The 18,981-nt window shown below is 68.9% G+C and carries 15 protein-coding genes and 1 tRNA gene; 5 read left to right on the top strand and 11 right to left on the bottom strand.

Translation table 11 applies throughout. The features are described 5' to 3' along the window. Positions 1-5 precede the first annotated feature (5 nt). The 6 genes from AB7E03_RS02145 to AB7E03_RS02120 form a co-directional block, all read right to left on the bottom strand. Positions 6-5,237 carry an Ig-like domain-containing protein gene (locus AB7E03_RS02145; RefSeq protein WP_489938898.1) on the bottom strand — a complete coding sequence of 1,744 codons (5,232 nt, stop codon included), beginning with the start codon at positions 5,235-5,237 and terminating at the stop codon, positions 6-8. 163 nt (positions 5,238-5,400) lie between these two features. Beyond that, positions 5,401-6,177 (bottom strand): hypothetical protein, encoded by a 777-nt coding sequence (locus tag AB7E03_RS02140; protein WP_489938896.1) that lies wholly within the window; start codon positions 6,175-6,177, stop codon positions 5,401-5,403. Beyond that, positions 6,165-7,856 carry a serine/threonine-protein kinase gene (locus tag AB7E03_RS02135; protein ID WP_489938894.1) on the bottom strand — a complete coding sequence of 564 codons (1,692 nt, stop codon included), beginning with the start codon at positions 7,854-7,856 and terminating at the stop codon, positions 6,165-6,167. The genes AB7E03_RS02140 and AB7E03_RS02135 overlap by 13 nt, the downstream gene beginning before the upstream one ends. Positions 7,857-7,861: 5 nt before the next feature. Then, positions 7,862-9,106 (bottom strand): FHA domain-containing protein, encoded by a 1,245-nt coding sequence (locus AB7E03_RS02130; protein ID WP_489938892.1) that lies wholly within the window; start codon positions 9,104-9,106, stop codon positions 7,862-7,864. Between the two features lie 7 nt (positions 9,107-9,113). Further along, the gene (locus AB7E03_RS02125) at positions 9,114-9,932 is read right to left on the bottom strand and encodes a PP2C family protein-serine/threonine phosphatase (RefSeq protein WP_489938890.1); all 819 of its coding nucleotides are present in this window, start codon (positions 9,930-9,932) and stop codon (positions 9,114-9,116) included. Between the two features lie 71 nt (positions 9,933-10,003). Beyond that, positions 10,004-11,080: a TerC family protein gene (locus tag AB7E03_RS02120; protein WP_489938888.1), complete on the bottom strand. Its 1,077-nt coding sequence runs from the start codon at positions 11,078-11,080 to the stop codon at positions 10,004-10,006. Between the two features lie 214 nt (positions 11,081-11,294). Between AB7E03_RS02120 and AB7E03_RS02115 the strand changes: the two genes are divergently transcribed. The 3 genes from AB7E03_RS02115 (at position 11,295) to AB7E03_RS02105 (ending at position 13,795) form a co-directional block, all read left to right on the top strand. Beyond that, positions 11,295-11,522 (top strand): KTSC domain-containing protein, encoded by a 228-nt coding sequence (locus tag AB7E03_RS02115; RefSeq protein WP_489938886.1) that lies wholly within the window; start codon positions 11,295-11,297, stop codon positions 11,520-11,522. Between the two features lie 86 nt (positions 11,523-11,608). After that, complete coding sequence (locus AB7E03_RS02110) at positions 11,609-12,421, top strand: alpha/beta fold hydrolase (RefSeq protein ID WP_489938884.1); 813 nt, start codon at positions 11,609-11,611, stop codon at positions 12,419-12,421. Next, positions 12,422-13,795, top strand: a complete 1,374-nt coding sequence (locus AB7E03_RS02105) for a GGDEF domain-containing protein (RefSeq protein WP_489938882.1) — start codon at positions 12,422-12,424, stop codon at positions 13,793-13,795. Positions 13,796-13,966: 171 nt separating this feature from the next. Here AB7E03_RS02105 and AB7E03_RS02100 read toward each other — a convergent pair whose 3' ends face one another. Continuing rightward, entirely contained in the window at positions 13,967-14,593 is a 627-nt protein-coding gene (locus tag AB7E03_RS02100) for a TMEM175 family protein (protein WP_489938880.1), read from the bottom strand. 330 nt (positions 14,594-14,923) lie between these two features. Next, positions 14,924-15,436 (bottom strand): MarR family winged helix-turn-helix transcriptional regulator, encoded by a 513-nt coding sequence (locus AB7E03_RS02095; protein ID WP_489938878.1) that lies wholly within the window; start codon positions 15,434-15,436, stop codon positions 14,924-14,926. Between the two features lie 105 nt (positions 15,437-15,541). Here AB7E03_RS02095 and AB7E03_RS02090 point away from each other — a divergent pair, with 105 nt between their 5' ends. After that, a complete protein-coding gene (locus tag AB7E03_RS02090; RefSeq protein WP_489938876.1) occupies positions 15,542-16,420 on the top strand; it encodes an alpha/beta fold hydrolase in 879 nt (292 codons plus the stop codon). Positions 16,421-16,576: 156 nt separating this feature from the next. Then, positions 16,577-16,714, top strand: a complete 138-nt coding sequence (locus AB7E03_RS02085; protein ID WP_489938874.1) for a hypothetical protein — start codon at positions 16,577-16,579, stop codon at positions 16,712-16,714. 87 nt (positions 16,715-16,801) lie between these two features. Here the strand turns inward: AB7E03_RS02085 and AB7E03_RS02080 are convergent, their stop codons facing one another. The 3 genes from AB7E03_RS02080 to AB7E03_RS02070 all read right to left on the bottom strand — a co-directional run bounded on the left by AB7E03_RS02080 (position 16,802) and on the right by AB7E03_RS02070 (position 18,959). After that, positions 16,802-17,629 (bottom strand): hypothetical protein, encoded by an 828-nt coding sequence (locus AB7E03_RS02080; protein WP_489938872.1) that lies wholly within the window; start codon positions 17,627-17,629, stop codon positions 16,802-16,804. A gap of 268 nt (positions 17,630-17,897) precedes the next feature. Then, positions 17,898-17,970 (bottom strand) — tRNA-Glu (locus tag AB7E03_RS02075). 86 nt (positions 17,971-18,056) lie between these two features. Next, positions 18,057-18,959: a YegS/Rv2252/BmrU family lipid kinase gene (locus tag AB7E03_RS02070; protein WP_489938870.1), complete on the bottom strand. Its 903-nt coding sequence runs from the start codon at positions 18,957-18,959 to the stop codon at positions 18,057-18,059. Positions 18,960-18,981: the final 22 nt, after the last annotated feature.

The raw sequence follows: 18,981 nt of genomic DNA, 5'->3' as shown, positions 1-18,981 counted from the left end.
CTGGGTCACGGCGACCAGTCCTGCACGCTGCTCTGCACACCGTTCACGACGACGTACGCGCCCGTGTAGCCGCAATAGGGTTGCGTCTTGTCCGGCGCGCCGCGGTAGTGGGCGTAGCCATTGCCGTCTGTGCTGATCGTGGGCGCCCAGAGCGTTCCACCATTGCAGTGCGCCTGCATCTGGAAGGTGCGGTTCGCCGGGAAATTGTGGAGGGTCACGTCGTACGTGAAGCTGTGCGCGTAGCCGGGCACCTTGTTACCCTGCTTGAGGTCGATGCTTGCCGGCGGGTCCGGTTTCTTCTGCACCTGGAATCGGTTCGACGTGGCGTGCGGCCCGGCCTTCCCGCTGCCGTCGTTCGTGGCGTAGACCTCGAACGAGTAGGTGTCGACGCCCTTCCCGGAGGCCGTCGCCGACGTCGATCTCGTGTCGACCCAGCCGCCGCCGTTGAGACGGTAGTGGTACGTGACCGTTCCTCCACCGGTCGCAGCGACGCCCGAGAGAGCGGACCAGGTCATCCTGAGGTCGCTCGGCGCGTATTGGTCACCGGTGATCCTCGGGTTGTCCACCTGCGCAGGGGTGCCGTACGGGGTGACAGTCGCGCTGTCCGCCGACGCCTCACTCCATCCATCCGAGTTGTGGGCGCGGACCGCGAAGGCATACGGCTTGCCGTTCGTGAGGCCGGTGATGGTGACCGTCCCCACGCTCGGGACGACGACGGGCTGCGGGCCTCCGGTCACCTGATAGGAGTCGATCGGCTTGCCGTTGTCCGCCGGTGCGGCGATGGTCACGGTGGCACGGCCGTCCGTGGCCTTAGCGTTCGCGGGCGCACTGGGCTTCGACGGGACGTCGTGGATGGTCACCCTCAGCTGCCCGATGGCCGAGGCGGTCCGCTTCGGATCCTTGGTGGCGTCCTCGACGTGGTAAACCACGTTCACCGCTCCGATGGCCGCCCCGGAGGCCGCACTCACGCTGATCGACGACCCGGTGTGCGTCACCGTCACGCCCGACGGAGCGCTCTGCGCCGTCGCGTCGGTGATCGTCAGCGGCTGCCCCGGGAACGGATTGACCCACTGGGCATCGCTCGCCGCTCCGCTCAACGTGGCGGTCTGCCCACGCTTGACCTCTTCGGTCTGCGGCGGGTTCTTCTGCGTCGCGACCGGCCGGCTGGAACTGACCACCTGCACGCTGACCGTCCCGTTGACCGTATGCGTGCCCGAGCTCACGACCACCGGAATGGTGGCCGTCTCCCCCGCCTGGGCGCCGAGCGGCGCAGACAGGGTCAGCGTCGATCCGCTCAGCGATGATTGGATCTTCGGGTTCGACGACGTTCCGCCGGAGTAGGTCAGCTTGCTCAGGATGTCGGGGTTCGGATGGAAGCTCGACGCACGCAGGTCGACCGACAGCGGCGCCTCGCCCGGCTCGATCTTCTCGCTCGGGGACGTGAAGGTCGGCGCGACGTCGGACTGGTCCGGTTCTCCGACGGTGATCGGCAGCACGAGCGTCGTGACCCGGTCGGTGTTCTGCCCCGACTCGCGCCCGTCGTTCACCTTGAACGTGATCGCGGCCGGTCCCCGGTAACCCTTCGCGGCCGTGAACGTGAGCGTCTGCTCGTCGCCGTACGGCGATCCGCCCGAGCTGTTCGTCGCGCTCACGCCCGACGCGCCGGTGAGCTTGACGCCGCGACCCGAGGGGACGGTGAGGATGTCGGACAGCTTCCAGCTCTTCGACCCGTCCGCCTGCACGATCTGCTGCGGCAGGCCGTCGCGGAGGCGCGGCGGAGCGGTCGCGTCGCCCTTGGGCGGGACGACGATGAACGCCGTGCCCTTCAGCCCGGTGACGGTGTCCGTCAGCGTGTACGCGATGGCGATCCGCCGCTCCCCCGGCTTCACCGCGATGCTGCCGTCGTCGCCGACGGACGCTTCCGAGGCGTTCGGCCCTGTGACGTCGACCTTCAGGTCGTCGGTAAGGCCGGACGGGTTCGTCGCACCCTGAAGCGCGTTCACCTTCACGCTCTGCTTGTTCGCCACTTCGTCCGGTTCGAGCACGTGGTCGATCGCGGTGGGCGGCACATCCTTCGCGTTCGGCGTGACGGTCACCTGAATGAATGCGCTCGCCACGCCGCCCTGGCCGTTGGTGATCTGGTAGCGGACGACGAAAGACCCTTCGTTTTTCGGCGCCGTGACCAGCACGATCTTGCCGTGGACGGACGCCTTGAGACCGTCATCCACCTGCAGCAGCTTCTTCTGCAGGGCGATCGCGTAGCCGTTCGGGTCGGAGTCGTTGTCGAGCACCGGGACGGCGATGGTGCGACCGGGCTTCACCTGCACCGGGTCGTTGACCGCGATCGGCGGCCGGACCTGGCCGGGTCGCGGGATGACCGCGATCGAGACCGTGCCGGTAGCGGTCTTCCCATACGTGTCCTTCACCTGATAGGTGAAGGTGTCCGTGCCGGCGGAGTCGGGGTAGGCCTGGTACGTGAAGGACCGGCTGGTGGAGTCGGAGATCCGGCCCAACGCGGGCTGCGTGGCGAGGCCCGACAGCGACACCGAGTCGCCGTCCGGGTCGATGCCGTCGAGGGGCACCTCCACCGGGACCGAGGAACCCGCGAACGCCCGCACCGTCAGCGGCTGCGGTTGTGGCGCGCGGTCGGAGCCCTTGTCGGGCCCGCCGACCACGAAGGTCACGGTCGCCTGCGCCTTCTGCCCATACTTGTCGGTGATCCCGTAGACCACGTTGTACTGCCCGGGCTCGGTGGGCGCCTGGTAGCGCACGGTCTCGCCACTCACGAAGGCTTCAGCTCCGGACCCGGCGCCGCTCGCGTCCCGCAGCTGCGCATCCAACGTGAAGGGCGCGTTGTCGGGCGAGTAGTCGTTGTCCATCACGGGCACGGTGGCGACGTCGCCGGCGCGCACGGGCATCTGGTCGTCGACCGCGACGGGGGGCTGGTGCTGCACGAGCGGCGGGACGGGGACCACCGTGATCCCGGCCGTCGCCTCGTTGATGCCGTCGGAGACGACGTAGCTCAGCTGGACCTGCTGGGTGAGCACGGTCGGAGCCGTCACCTTCACCACGGCGTTGTCCAGGACCTCCACATTGAGGTCCTCCGCGCCCTTGCCGACCGTCACCGACCGCACGGCGAGCACGCGTCCGGAGGGCGAGACGTCGTTGTCGAGCACGGCGACGGAGGTCGGCTCGCCCGGGCGGACGTACGCCTTGTCGGTCACCGCGATCGGCGGCGCCTCGCTCGCTCCCTGCGCGGCGATGTCCACCCGCGCGAGCCCGGTGGTCGTCTTGGGACCAGCCCCGAGCGTGTACACGAGGTAGTACTGCCCGGGAGAGTTGCTGCGCAGCGTGATCGTGCCACGAGTCGCGTCGGTCGTCACCTGCGCGCCGCTGCCGTCGAGATTCGCGCCGACCAGCGTCAGCGGCTCCCCGGAGGGCGACTGGTCGTTGTCGAGGGGATGCAGCACTACCGGCCGACCGGTGAAGCCATCACCGAAGTCGGTCACCGCGACCGGGTCGAGGGTGCCCGCGGGCTTCACCGTGACGATCAGGCTGCCCGTGGCGGAGGCACGGCCGTCAGAGATCGTGACGCGGACCTCCTTCGACCCTGCCTGGCCCGTCTTGCTGGTGAAGGTGACGTCGCCGTTCGGCTTGAACCGCACGTCGTCCTCGGTGGTCGCGGTCGCGGCGACGAGGCTCAGGTCGTCGCCGTCCGGGTCCGCCCAGTCGTTGAGGACGTTGTAGGTGACGGACTGCCCCACCTCGGTCTGAGCGGTGCTCGACCGCGCCGACGCCGGAGCCGTGTTGACCGCCGGCTGCTTGAGCGTCGCATCCACCTGGGCCGAGGAGGTGCCTCCGCGCCCGTCGTCGATCGAGTACCGGAACGAGATGGTGCCGCTGAGCCCCTCTTTCGGCGTGAACTGGAGGGCGCGGCCCCCCTCGACGAGCTGCAACTCGCCCTGCGCGGCAGGGATCGCCGACACGTCGGAGATGGTGAGAACGTCGCCGTCCGGATCCGTGTCGTTCGACAGCACGTGCAGCACGGTCGAGCGACCCGGCCGCACCCCGTACGCGTCGTTCACCGCGATCGGGGGCCGGTTGACCTTCGTGCGCTGGGCGAGCGTGTCGGCGAAGGACTGGACGACCGGCTTCTCCTCGCCGGTGTCGCCCTGCACAGTCGTGTCGTTCGGCTTCAGCTGCGCCCAGTTCTGCACCAGCCGCATGTTCGAGGAGACCACCCAGGCGTTGCCGTCGCGGAGGTTGTTGAGGGCGATCACGTTGTGGTTGACGCGGAACTCGAGGTCGTCGCCGGCCACCGGCTGATCGATGTCGATGCCGACCGGCTTCTTGCCGTCGCAGGCGTAGAGGTACCGCCCGGACCCGGACCAGGCGCCGTACGAGCAACTTCCTAGCCTCACAGGGGCGGACACCGCGTCGGGACCGCCCTTCGAGGTCGCTCCGGCCGCGCTTGCCGTGACCGTACCGCCGCCGAGGGGCACGCTCAGGAGGCTGTTCGCCGTCGCGACGACGGCCGCGGGGTCGTCCAGCCCCGGCTGCTGCAGCCGCAGTCCTTTCGCCGGCAGGTCTACGGTCGTGCCGCCGCCGGTGATGACACGGTTGCGCTGGGTGTCGAGGACCACCGGCTGATCGCCGACGGCGCTGACCTGGAACGCGCCGGGCACCGGGAAGTCGCGAGACTCCGCCTTCGCCCCCGGCCGGTCGACCGTCACGAGCCGCTTCTCCTTCGGCGCGACGACGAAGGTCTTACCGGACTTCGCGACCGCCAGCTTCGCTCCCCGGCCGACCTTCGCTGCGGGCTTCGTCTTCGAGCGGTCGAAGTCGAGGCGGCCGGCGGCGTCGAGCACCCAGAGCGAACCGTCCGGCGACAGCACCGACAGAGTGGTCCCGCCGTAGCCGACCTGCGAATCCTGTGGGATCTGGATACGGCCCCCGAGCGAGACGAACGCCGGGTCGATGCGGTCGACGGTTCCGTGCGGGAGGTCGGTGAGGAAGTACGCCGCGCCGTCCTGCAGGACGTCGAGGTCGGCGCTCGCGCCGGTGACCGCCGCATCCAGCTCGTCGATCTGATGGTTGAGGCGGCCGCCGAGCAGCTTCTCGCCGTTGGTGACCCAGACGTCTCGCGTGTCGAGTTCGACCGCGTTGACCGGGAAGCCCTTGTGCAGGACAGCGATCGTCAACGGGACCCCGGCGACGACGGCGAGAGCAGTGACCACTGCGAGCGTTTTCCGCTCTCGGAACCACGAACTCAACGAAACCAAGACTCTGCAATCCCCCGGGCCGGAAACGCGTCTACGCTAACACGACCCCCTGACGCGTCCGGTATGGGGAGCACTCCCCATAGGCCGGTCGATCCCGCCGGGCCACGCGGGAAGCGCGTCAGTCGACCGCCCCACCATCCTCCGGGTTCGTGGCCCGGTCAAGAGGCGCGTCCGGGTCGGGCGCGGCCGCCCGATCGAGCAGCGGGAGGTCCTCGACGCCGACCAGCCGCGTTGTCACCGCGTACTCCACCAGCCGTGCGCGCCGGTTCGTCGCCAGCTTGCCGCGGCCGCCGCGCAGCCCCGCGACGCCCAGCTTGTCGAGCTTGTCGCAGACGTTGTCGAGCTTGCGGTTGAAGGTCGTCATGCTCCAGCCCAACCGTTCAGCCGCCTCAGCCGAGCTCGGGATGGTGCCCCGGCCGGGAACGGTCTGCGTGAGCACCCCCTCGGCCAGCGCGACGATCAGCTGCCGCTGGCTGGTGGTGAGGGTCACCGGGAGTACCGTCGTGGAGCCGCCGGAGGCATCCACCTGGACCGCGGTGTTGAAGTAGTCCTCGTCGCTGGAGATGGTGAAGTCGTAGGTCGTCGCGCCTGCGCTGAACATGACGTGCATCGTCTGGAAGACGATCGGCAGCTTCGCACCGGGCGCCAGCCACGCCTGCATCGTCCCGGTCGCGTCGGTCACCGTCGCGGTGAGGAGCGTGCCGACGTTGCTCAGCCACCACATCCCGAAGTCGTGCCCGACCGTGAGGAAGCGGCGGTGCAGGTACGGGTTGTCGTCGATCGTCAGCTCGGCCTCCCGGCCGATCCCGAATTCGGTCCCGGCGTCGACGCTGTAGAGCTCGCCGCAGAACTCCACGGTGAGCGGCTTCACGGCGGCGGCGGTCACGGGGCGCACGCCTTCAGCTGCTCGGACGTGCGCCCGGAACGGACCGTGGCGACGTCGATGCAGACCGGGACGCCCGGGGTGAGCCCGCTGACGGTGACCTTCGGCTGCGCGGTGACCGACGGGCCATTGGTCGTGCCCTCCTGTACCCAGGTGAACTGGTCGCCCTTCTGCGGGTCCTTCGTCTTCCATGTGAAGTCGGCGCTCGCGCCGTCGGTGGAACGGACGGCCGACACCAGCACCGGCGGCGGGACGACCGTCACCGCGATGCTGCCACCGTCACCGGGGCCGGCATCGGGAGCCGTCGGCGATGAGGGAGGCGTGAGCACGTTGGCGAGGACGGCGGCGACGATTCCGAGGACCACGACGGCGGCGGCTCCTGCGCCGATCCAGGTGAGGAGTCGGCGGCGGGGATCGCGGACGGCCTGGTCAGAGGCCTCGGCGGGGGTGTCGTCCCCGTCGGCCGGGCCGGCGGGGGCTGGCTCGGCGACCGGCGCCTGCCGGGAACGCAGGACGGTGTGCTCCGGAGCGGACGCATCGCCGCCGTCCCGGCCTGCGACGGGGATGCGCGCAGGCGCGTCGGGCGACACCGGGACCACGCCGCGCACCCGGGTCGCCTCCGGCTCGACGGCGGACGGCGGCTCCGACGCGGCGATGCGGTCACGAACGGGCGCGGAGTTGGGCGACTGCGCGCGGATGGTCGCGACCGAGCGGGCCCGCGTCTCTTGGTCGCCGTCGCCGGGTGTTGGCGCGGGCCGCGAGTCCCGGAAACTGAGGTTCGGCACGTCGATGCTCGTCGGCGCGAGCCCGAGCTCGAGCTCCACGCGCTGCAGCGCCCGCGCGAAGTCCACCGCTGTCGCGTAACGGTCCTCGCGGCGCGTCGCCATGCCGCGACGCAGCGACGCCTCCAGTGACGACGGGACGTCGTTGCGGTCGAGCGGGGTGATGACCCCGCGCTCGATGCGGCCCATGAGATCGAGCGTGCCGTTGGAGCGGCCCGGCACCTCGAACGGCGTGCGGCCGGCGAGGAGGGTGTGGACGGTCGCCGAGAGCGAGAAGATGTCGCTGCGCACATCCGGATCCGGGTCGTCCGAGAACATCTCCGGCGGCGACCACGGCACACTGAGGCCGACACTGCGGCTGCCCGAGGTGGCCGTGTCCGACGGGGAGCGCCGCAGCTCGGACAGCGTCGTGGTGTGCACCGGCAGCTCCTCGAGCGCCGACGCGATCCCGAAGTCGGTGAGCGCAGGCCAGCCGAGGGCGTTCGTGAGCACGTTGGCCGGCTTGATGTCCCGATGCAGGATGCCCGCCGCGTGCGCCGTCGCGACCGCGCTGGAGAGTCGCACGCCGGTCCGCAGGGCGTCCTCGACGCCGATGCGCTCGCGCTTCAGCCGGTCGGCGAGGGACGGGCCCGAGCAGTACTCCATGACGAGGTACGGCCGGTCGTCGCCCGCGACTCCTGCATGGAAGATCGTGACGATGTAGGGATGCGCAGACAGCCGCGCCATGACGTTCGCCTCGGCGACGAACCGTGCCCGGGCCGCCTCATCCACGCCGTCGGTCAGCAGGACTTTTACCGCGACACTGCGCTTGGGAAGCTCCTGCTCGTAGAGGAAGACGTCGGAGAACCCCCCGGAACCGAGCAGACGGATGAAGTGGAAGCCGTCGAGCTCGGGCGGCTGCGAGGCCATGCGCCTCATCCGGCGGCCTCGACGGTCAGCGTCGCGCCGCTCCCCAGGTCGATCACTGTTCCGAGCACCACCGTGGTCGGCTCACCGCTGCGCAGCTTCTGCGGCGACGTGCCGGGAAGGACGATCATCGTGCCGTTACGGGAGTGCAGGTCGGTCACCACGACGCTGTCGCCCTCGACCGCGACGGCGACGTGGGAGCGCGAGATGTCGTCCTCGGCGCTGGTGAGCGTCACCGGACGAGCGCCCCGCAGCGACGGGACGGCCGAGATGCTCGGCGCGCGCCCGACGACCACGGGTGCGGAGAGCGGCTCACGCCGCCCGTCGGAGAGGAGGACGGCGAACCTTTGGGGCGCAGGCGCCGGCGGGGCAGCTTCCGCTTCCTCGGCCGACGGCCGCGACCGTTCGGGGAGGTCGCCGCTCATCACGGTGAGCCCGTCGTGGTCGCCTTCCAGCCGGCCGGCGGCAGGAGGGAACGAGTCGGTGATGAACCCCGGCAAGGCGATGCGCGGCGGGGCAGCCTCGTCTTCTTCGTCGGGACGCACGGCCGCATCCTCGACGCTCCGCATCATCGTCGCGCCGAACAGGTGGTCGTAGCCGGACTGGTCGGCGGACTTCGCCGGTTCTGCGGGGGATGCAGCGGCGACGTCCGTGAAGGTGGCCTCGGGGATCCGCGTGTGCGGATCGGCCTGAGCGTCTGCTTCGGCCTCCGGGTCCGGCTCGAACGCCTCCACCGCGGGTCCGGCGACGATCTCCGGAACCGCATCCACCGGTCCCGTGTCGCGCTCCCGCCGTGGCGGCGCGGCGACGGTCGCGCCGACATCTTCGGCCTCCTCGGCAGCGGACCACACCACGCCGGCAGCCCGCACGACGCCTTCGACGAGCGGCAGCACAACGCCCGGGCCAGCAGCGCCGAGGGACACGCTGGCGGGGTCGATCAACTGGGTCTCGACCCACGACGACACCCCGCTCGCACGAACCTCGCGCTCGCGTCCGCTCTCGACGACTGTCGCGGTCGCCGTCCCGCGAACGGCCAGCAGCGACGGCCGTGCGGACGTGTCGAGCAGCGCGAACGCGGGTGTCCGGCTCAGGCCATCGGCGACGAGCGCGTCCAGCACCTCAGCGAATCCGGCCCGCACCGCCTCGAAGAGGGCGAGCAGACGCGCCCGATCGGTCTCGGCCACCAGCAGGATGCGCGAACCGCCCGCGACGACGGTCCACTCCCCCGGCGTCGCCTGCTGCACCTCGAACACGGACGACCTACTCCCTCGGCTGCGTGTCTTCGAACTCCCGGCCGTCGTCGTCGGCTGCGCGGTCGCGCGTGTCGACGGGGGCCGGAGCATCATCCCCGGTCACCGATTCAATCACGATCACGGTGATGTTGTCGTGGCCGCCCGCCTCGTTCGCCGCGTCGACGAGCACCGACGCGGGGTCCGGATGCCCCTGTGCCAGGATCTCGGCGATCCGCTGATCGCTCAACTCGCGGGTCAGTCCGTCCGAGCAGATAAGGAAGGTCTGGCGGCCCTGCTCCGCGACCAGTTCGGTGTCCGTGTCGACGAAATCCTCGGCGCCCAGGGCACGCGTGATCACGTTGCGTTCGGGATGCACCGCGGCCTGCGCCTCCGTGATGAGGCCCGCATCCACCAGCTCCTGCACCGCCGAGTGGTCGACGGTCAGCTGCCGCAGCTCCCGGCCGTCCCACGAATAGACGCGCGAGTCGCCGACGTTGACGACCATCCACTGCTCGGACGCCAGCTCCGGCACGCGCACGCGCACGATCCCGGTCAGCGTGGTGCCGGCGACAGCGGCTCCGGACTCGTCCGCGCCCGACAGGGACCGCACCGCCGCGTTCGCCTCATCGATCGCCGTCACGACCTCGAGCGGGGTCGGCCGGGTACCCGGCTGAAGCGTGCGCGCCAGGCTCTCCACCGCCGTCCGGCTCGCCAGGTCGCCGCGGGCGTGCCCGCCCATGCCGTCGGCGACGACGAACACCGGATCCTGCGCCAGGGCGCTGTCCTCGTTGACGTGGCGGACCGCACCCGTGTCACTGCGGACGGTCACGCCGACGAGAGAGCTCATGTGGTGATGGTCCTCCGGATCTCGCGGCGCCATCCCGCGCCGGTCGGACCATCTTATGGCGGGCCGATGCCTCAGGCGCGCGGATCCTCCTGCGCGCCGTCCACGGCGGTGGTCTCGGAGCCGGTCTCGGAGTCTGCCTCTTCGTCGTCAGCGTGGATGGCCTCGGAGATACTCGTGCCGCTCATCCGCAGCTTGATCAGGCTGGCGATGGTCGCGACCGCCATGGCGCCGATGATCACGATCAGCGAGGTCCAGGTGCTGATGTCCGGGGCCCACTCGATGTGCTCGCCATTGTTGATGAACGGCAGCTCGTTCTCGTGCATGGCATGGAAGACGAGCTTCACGCCGATGAAGGCGAGGATGAACGCGATCCCGTACTTGAGGTACACGAGCTTGTCGAGCAGGTGCCCGAGCAGGAAGTACAGCTGGCGCAAACCCATCAGCGCGAAGACGTTGGCGGTGAACACGATGAACGGGCTCTGGGTGATGCCGAAGATCGCCGGGATGGAATCGAGCGCGAACAGCAGATCCGTCGTCCCGAGAGCCAGGAACACGATGATCAGGGGCGTGAACATGCGCCGGCCTGCGACCGTGGTGCGCAGCTTGTTGCCCTCGTACTGCGTCGAGACCTTCAGGTGGCGCCGCGCGAACCGGATGAACCAGGTGTCCTCGCCGCCCTCGTCGTCGTGTTTGCCGAACGCCTGGTTGAAGGCCGTCCACAGCAGGAACGCCCCGAACAGGTAGAAGATCGCGCTGAAGCTCGCGATGAGGCCCGCCCCCAGCAGGATGAACACACCGCGGAACACCAGCGCCAGGATGATGCCCACCATCAGCACTTCCTGCTGATACTTCCGGGGCACAGCGAACCTGCCCATGATGATCACGAACACGAACAGGTTGTCGATGCTCAGGCTGTACTCGGTCAGCCACCCGGCCAGGAACTGCCCGGCGTGCTCCGCATCCCCGATCAGCAGCATGAGCAGCGCGAAGATCAGCGCGAGCGCCACATAGAACGACACCCAGAGCGCCGACTCCTTCGGGCTCGGGATGTGCGGCCGCTTGAAGACGATGAGCAGGTCGAAGGCGAGGATCAGCAGGAGCGCCACGAAGGACGTGATCTCGAACCAGAGGGGCAGGGCGACTTCCACGGGGGAACCTTTCGAGGGGCGTCGGACATCGACCGAAAGTCTCTCCCGCACCAGACGGTGCCGCTGTGCCCGGGCCCCCTGCGTCGCGGACCGTGATGACGTGCACAGCGCCGACTCTCCGGGCGGTGCTCGCGCCCGCCCTGAGCCGTCCGGGATACTCCCCTTCGCTTCCGACAGCTTAGTGCCGCAGCGACGGCGGGCGTAGTGTGCAGCCGTGGAACGGGTGGGATTCGACAGCTCGGTGATCGCGTCGGCGGGCTACGATCCGTCGGCCCGCGTGCTCGAGATCGAGTTCGTGTCCGGCGAGGTGTACCGCTACTTCCTCGTCCCCGCCCGGAAGTGGCGGGAGCTGCGCGAGGCCGATTCGGCGGGCGCCTACTTCGGCTCCGCGATCCGGGGGCACCATCCGGAGGAGTGGATGCCGAAGGACGCCACGCCGTGAGCGCTTCCAGTCGCCGTTATGCTCAGTGAGCGGAGACGGCCGATAATGCCCGAGGGACTGTTCCTCGCACTGAGATGGGACCGTGGATGCTGCAACCGACAGAAGCTGTCGACATTCTTCGCCGAAACAGCGTTCGTGAATCGGGAAACCCCGCCGGTCGCCCGATCGTGTTCGCCCATGGCTTCGGCTGCAGTCAGGAGATGTGGCGGAGGGTCCTCCCCCACTTCGAGTCCGAGAACCGCGTGATCGTCTTCGACCACGTCGGCGCAGGCGACTCCGATCTCGCGGCGTACGACCGCGCGAAGTACGACTCGCTGCACGGGTACGCGGACGACGTGCTCGAGATCCTCGACGCGCTCGCCCTGGAGGACGTCGTCTTCGTCGGCCACTCGGTCAGCGCGATGATCGGCGTCCTCGCCGCGAACCGCGCACCAGAGCGGTTCGGGCGGCTCGTGCTGGTCGGCCCCTCCCCCCGCTACATCGACGACGGCGACTACGTCGGCGGGTTCACCCGCCCGGACATCGACGGACTCCTCGATACGCTCGACGACAACTACCTGGGCTGGTCGGAGGCGATGGCACCCGTCATCGCGGGCAATCCGGACCGTCCGGAGGTCGGGGCCGAGCTGACGGCCAGTTTCTGCCGCGCCGACCCGGCCATCGCGGGTCACTTCGCCCGGGTCACCTTCCTCTCGGACAACCGCGCCGATCTGCCGGAGGTGACCGTGCCGACGGTGGTGCTGCAGTGTGCGGAGGACGCCATCGCGCCCGCGCCCGTCGGTCTGTACGTCCACGAGCGGATTCCGGGCAGCACCTTCATCCAACTGGCGGCCACCGGCCATACGCCTAACCTCTCGGATCCGGACGGACTGGCCGACGCCATCCGGAGTTCGCTTTAGATGACGCAGGCCGACGAACTGTACGACCACGCGCCGTGCGGGCTCGCCACTATGACCGAGGACGGCCGGATCGTGCGGGTCAACGCGACGTTCGCCGCGTGGACAGGTCTCGCCGTCGATCGTCTGGCCGGCACCCGCCTGACAGACCTGCTCGAACCGGGTGCCCGGATCTTCTACGAGACGCGATTCCTCCCCGTGCTGCACCTGCAGGGCGAGGTGCGGGAGGTCGCGCTGTCGCTCCGCACCGCACACGACGCCGCGCTACCGGTCCTGGTCAACGCCGTCGTCGACCGGACGGGGCCCGCCCCGTTGGTGCATGTCGCCGTCTTCGACTCCAGCCGCCGGCAGGACTACGAGCGCCAGCTGCTGACCGCCAGACGCGAAGCGGAGTCGTCGGAGGCGCGGACGCGGGTGCTGCAGAACGCGACGACGGCGTTCGGCGACAGCGAGACCGTCGAGTTGCTCGCGCAGGCGCTCGCGGAGAGCGCACGGGAAGCACTCGGCGCGACGGCCGCCGCCGTCTTCCTCGACGGTCACGAGCCGCGCCTGGTCGGAGGGACCGTCCCGCTCGATGCCGCCCTCCTGCCCGGTGGGCTGCCCGCGGACCCACTCCCGGCCGACGGCATTTCGAGCTGGTCCGTGCGCGACGAGCTGGCGCATCCCGATGCCGCCACCGCCCTGCGCGCCGCTCGCCTCGACTCGATGCTCGCGGCCCCGCTCGCCTATGGTGGCGCCTCACTCGGGACGCTCGCCTGCTACTTCTCCCGTCCACCGGAACTCGACGAGCATGCCGTCGAACTGCTCGGGTCGCTGTGCCGTCAGGCGGCCCAGACGGTCGCGCGGCTCCGGCTGCAGGCGCAGCTGGCGGCAATCGCCCTCCACGATCCCCTCACGGGTCTCGCAAACCGGGTGCTGCTGCGCAGCCACATCACCGCCAGTGTCGCCTCGGCGATCGAACGCGGGGAGCCGCTCGCGCTGATCTTCGTCGACCTCGACGACTTCAAATCGGTCAACGACGAGCTCGACCACACCGCCGGCGACACCGTCCTGAAGCTGATCGCCGCACGCCTCGTCTCCGCGGTGCGCGGGGACGACCTCGTCTGCCGCTACGGAGGCGACGAGTTCATCGTCGTCTGCCAGAACACCGATCACCAGCGCGCGGCGGCGATCGCCGAGCGCATCCGGGTCGCCATCAAGCAGCCGCTTCACGACCACGGCTGGCAGCGCACGGTCACCGCCAGCGTCGGGGTGACGGTTCACACCGCCGGCCCGTCCCGCCTTCTCAGCGGACCGGAACTCCTCCGCGTCGCCGACCGGGCGATGTACCGATCCAAGGATCGCGGCAAAGACCAGGTCAGCGTCATCGCGCTGTAGCGCTGGGGCACGGGCGAGTTCGTCGTCCGCAAGCCGATCCTGTCCGCCCGAGACGCGGAAAACGTATCCTTCAGCGGGCGCAGTGGCCGAGCATACGTTCAGTGCGCGCCCGCACGACGAGGAGAAGCACGTCCGTGAGCGAATCGTGCTTGCAGGACCCCGCACGCCGCTCTAGTCGTCGCGGTCGGTGACTGATTCCCTCAGCCGGACCACGAGAAAGACAGCGACTACGACTGCGTACAGGATCAATGATGCAAGCGGAGATATGAAGGCCAACGCGACACTGATTCCCGCGGCGACTATCGTCGCTGCCGAGACCTGGGCGTGCTTTCTCATCCAAGATTCGTCGCTTAATGAAGTGAGCAAAGCCGGGTGTCGGATGAGGTAGCGGTCCAAGACCAGCCAGGGAACGCTGATCAGGACGGTGACGATCGCGAAGACGAAAATGGCCGCAATTTGGGCTGGCCGGTCGCCGTCTTGAAGCGCCGCGGAGATCAGCGCGGTGGGCCAGGGCATGAGCGAAGCACCCAAGAGCACTCCGAGGTTCAGCACCTGCACAGTCGGATCGGCCCGGCGGATTCGGGAGACCGCCTGATTGTGGTTCAGCCACACGACACCCACGGTCAGGAAGGCGGTCACAAACGCGAGATAGGTGGGCCAGTCCTGAAGGAGTTGCTCGGGAGACTTGGCCCCATCGGGTAGCAGTTCGAGTACCAGCAGAGTCAACACAATGGCCAGTACGGCGTCACTGAAAGACTCGAGCCGCCCCATACCCGGCAACCGCGCACGTTTCTCCACGGGCGTTATCCTCTCACGCGGCCTGCCCACATCCGAGTGGATACACTCTGGTCGTCGGAGCGCTCGGGGCGGTGAGAGGTCGCGGGGGGGCTGGCGACAATCGTTCCCCTGACGGTCGTTGTCCTCATCGGTTGAATCGGCGAGCCGATCGACATCGCGTCGGGCAACCCGCTGGCTGAGAACCTCATCGGAGCCGCAATCATTGCAGCGACAGCTGTGCCCGTGGTGCTACTCGTTCTCCCGAGACGAGCGCCACAGGGCCGCCGGTAGGTGAAGTCCATCACTACTGCGCAATTGCCAGCCCAGGCCCCTTGTCAGTTTCCTGGCTCGTTAGCTCTGCTGCTCATGGGAGCGCTCGTGCTCGGCGGTAGCGAGTTCCTCAGGCGAAGGGTCCTGTGCCAAGCCGCCGAGGATCGCCTCGTCGGTGCCGAGAAGGCGCAGCAGGGCGTCCTGAACGTCGGCGACGCGGTCACGGCCCACGAGGGCTTCCCACTGAGTCCGGAGCTCGTCGAACACGGCTTCGCCCTCACGCATGAGCGAGTGCCCGCGATCCGTCACTGTCAGGCGCGCTCTTCGCCCGTCGCCCGGATCAGGGCTGCGAAGTATGTAGGCGCTCTCTTCCAGAAACGCGACCGTCTTCGCTGCCGCTTGCTTGGAGACCGACGTGCGCCGCCCCACCTCCGAGACCGACCCGGCTCCCGCCGCGACAGCACGCAACGCGAAATCATGGGCGGGACGGACCCCAGGGTAGCCGCGCGCGGCAAGCCGGAGCGTCGCCTCTTCCGCCATGAACCGGAACCCGCCGAGAAGCAGCAACGCCAGATCAGCACCACTTCGAGACATGGGTCAATCGTAGCGACACGAATCCCTTCGACAACCGAGTTGTCTATCTGAGAGACTTGTGACAACCTGGTTGTCTTAGTACCCGAGGTTCGCCAGGAGGCGCTCATGAAACGCGACCAAGCAACCATCGCCGAGGTCCGGCACGAAACCGTGGCAGTAAACGGCACGCGACTGCATTACGTCACGGCCGGAAACCAAGGCACGCCCGTCCTGCTGGTTCACGGATTCCCGGAAACGTGGTGGGCCTTCCACAAGCTCATCCCGCTTCTAGCGGCCCATCATCGCGTCTACGCCGTAGACCTGCGCGGTTTCGGTGACTCGGACGTCGCCGACGAGAACTACTCGGGCGCGGTCGCCGCTGAGGATCTTCACGCGCTGATCGAGCACCTGTCCGTGGGACCGATGCATGTGGTGGGGCAGGACGTCAGCGGCGGTGTCGTTTACCGACTCGCCGCCACCCATCCTGAGGACGTCACCAGCCTCACCGCGATCGAGTCGGGCCTTGCGGGCTTCGGCGCTGAAGCGCTTGCAGATGTCACTCACGGCGGTGTCTGGTACATCGGCGCCCTGGCATCCCCCGGCGTCGCCGGCCTGCTGTTCGAGAAACAAGCCCGCGCCTTCGTCGGGGAGTACCTATACCCCCTTTACGGCGTCCCCCCTACTGCAGTCAGCGCCGAGGACGTCACCGAGTTCGTCCGCACCTACGGCAGGCCCGGCGGATTCTCGGGCGCCTCAGGCCTTTACCGTGGCATGCTCACGGAAGGTCAAGAGCTGCGCAACCTCGCACAGGACGTGCCACTGCGTGCGCCCGTGACAACCGTCGGCTCCCGCGGCAGTGGGTTCACCCACGCAGCATTCCGCGGCGTCACTACGCAGGAAGCGACCTCCATCCAGCTGGACGGTGTCGGCCACTATGTCGCGCAAGAGGCTCCGCAGCCGCTCGCGGACATACTCATCGAGGCATTCGCCACCAGCACTCCTTGACCGCACATGCAAGCACTGAGACCCACCGATTGCGGCCGAGACCGGAGGAGCAGGTCGAGGAACGGTACCAGGGACGTCTTCTGCTGATTTGGCCCATCCTCCTGCACGCGTCGACCGACCCGTCGATCTTCCTCTCCACCCTGTATCCCACGCAGGGTGCACCAGCGGCCCCTCGGAGGCGTCGGCAATCCCGCCGTGATCGTCGCGGGCCGCATTCTGCTCATCTTCATCCGCGGCAAAGTCGGGCAGAACGCCGCGCCTGGACTCGCTGGGCCGATTCCCCGGGTCGTCTGAGCGAGTCGATGACGCCCCCTTCATGAATCGCCACGCCTATCGGGGGCGAGATCCGGGATCCGGCAGCAGCTGCCCATCCCACCCGCATCAGTGCGTCGTCACTGGATGCAACGCGTTCGAGATCGTGCACCCCGCCTCACCGCGCTGCAACGTTACGTTCTGGGGGTGCCACACCTGCACCTGTCCGTCCGCAGAGCGTGTCCCGACCTTGCAGTCCGTGGTGCCCGAGATGCCGACCGCCGCGGCCAGCACCGTGCCCTCTGCCCCGCTGTCGAGGGTGAGGTGCGCGCCGCTCACCGGGTCGGAGCGCATTGAGCCGTCGGGGAAGGCGGCCGCCAATTGCGCTCCGAGGTCGTTCGCCGTCGCTGAGGCGAGCACCGCCGACAGCCGGTCCGCCGCGTCCGCGGGAAGGGCCGGCGCAGGCAGTGGTGATGGCGGAGCCGTCGGGCTGCCGGGCGGGCACCCCACCTCCCGCACGGAGGTCGCTTGCCAGGCGAAGAACGCGTGGGCGCGGAAGGCGAAGCAGCCCGACCAGTCTCCGCTCGAGCGGCCCCAACCTCCGCCGTCGGCGTGGGCGCTGATCCGCAGCACGAAGTAGGCCCCGCCGGGATCGCGGGTCTGGCCCTCCCAGGAGACCGCCTCCCCCGATAGCGTCGCGTTCGTCCCCGGCGCCTGCTGCCAGCCTGAGCCGGGCCGCGCGTACTCGTACGCCAGGTCGGAGGCCAGGACGTTCCGCGGCCGGGAGTCGTCGACGGCCTTCGCGAGACGATCCGCTCCGCTGCTAGCGGCGTCATGGGCGCGGCCGTCAGCCGTCGCGAATGCCGGCGCGCACCCCGCCAGCCCAGCGACCAGCACCACCACTGCGAGCAGGGCCCACCCGACCCGCCCGCGCGACCACCCCTCGCGACTCGGCATGTGCCGACCCTAGCGGACCCGGTCGTGCGGCCCAGCTGCTCTCCTCGACGGCACACACGTACATGGAGGCCGTAACTGGGCACCATCGGATCACGCCGCGCAGACTGCGCCGACCTCTTCGAAAATGCTTGACGCTCTTGCCGTCGTACGTGATGACGCGGTCATGATCGAATGTTGCCGAAGTGTTGCCACAGACCTGATTCTGAGCACCCGTCGCCGAGTAAGAAAAAGCCCGCTTCCCTGACGAATCAAGGGAAGCGGGCAGTTGTGACCCCAGCGGGATTTGAACCCGCGTTACCGCCGTGAGAGGGCGACGTCCTAGGCCGCTAGACGATGGGGCCGTCTGGCAACTAGAAGATCATGCCACAGATGGGGTTCGGGTGCCAAAACGGGACTAGCGTCCCGGGCGCGTCGGGTCAGCGTCGGGTCAGGCGAGAATGCGGAGCGCTCCGGGCGCCACGGCGACCTGGATCGGCAACGGACCGATGCGCTCACCGTCCGCGTAGGCGACGATGTCGTCGGCCTCGATACGCACGCCCGACACCGGCAGGATGGTCACTTCCGGGAGGCCGGTGTGCTCGCCTCTGAACACCTTCGGGAACATGCGCAGGAAACGCACGCGCGACATCCGTGCGACGATGAAGAGGTCGAGCAGACCGTCGGCGAGGTCGGCATCAGGGACGATCCGCATCCCGCCGCCGAGGGACCGGTTGTTGGCCACCGACACCAGCATGGCCTCGACTTCGATGAGCCGTCCATCGGCGTGGATGCGGTACGGGCGCGGTTTCAGCGTCGCGAGCTCGCGGAGGAGGGCCACGATGTACCGGCTGCGGCCGCGCGGGCGCGTCATCAGGTTGGCGCGCTCGTTGACCGTGGCGTCGAAGCCGGCCGAGACGACGCATCCGAACCAGGTCGTGAGTTCGCCGTGACGGATCGTGCCGGCGTCGATAATGCGCGGTTCGCGCTGCAACGCCTCGAGCAGGAAATCGATCGCCGCCTCCGTGTCCTTCACCGGGATGCCGAGGCCGTCGGCGAGGTCGTTGCCGGTGCCGCTGGGGACGATGCCGAGCGGGATGCCACTGGTCGCGACGAGGTCGATGCCGAGGTTCGCCATCCCGTCGCCTCCGACGACGACCAGCGCATCGGTCGGCTCCTGCAGCGCCCGCGCCGTCTCGCGGCGGAGGAGTTCGATGTTGGCCTCGTCCATGGCGGTCACCCGGTGCCCGGCCTGGCGGAGGCGCTCGATGACGCGCGGCCCGACCTCACGTCGGTGGCCGAAGGAGGCCATGGGGTTGACCGCGACGACCACGGCCCGCGGAATTGCGGTCACAGTGCCTGATGATGACACATGC

The organism is Leifsonia sp. RCC_180, from assembly GCF_058138205.1.
This window is presented reverse-complemented; position numbering and strand designations above follow the sequence as displayed.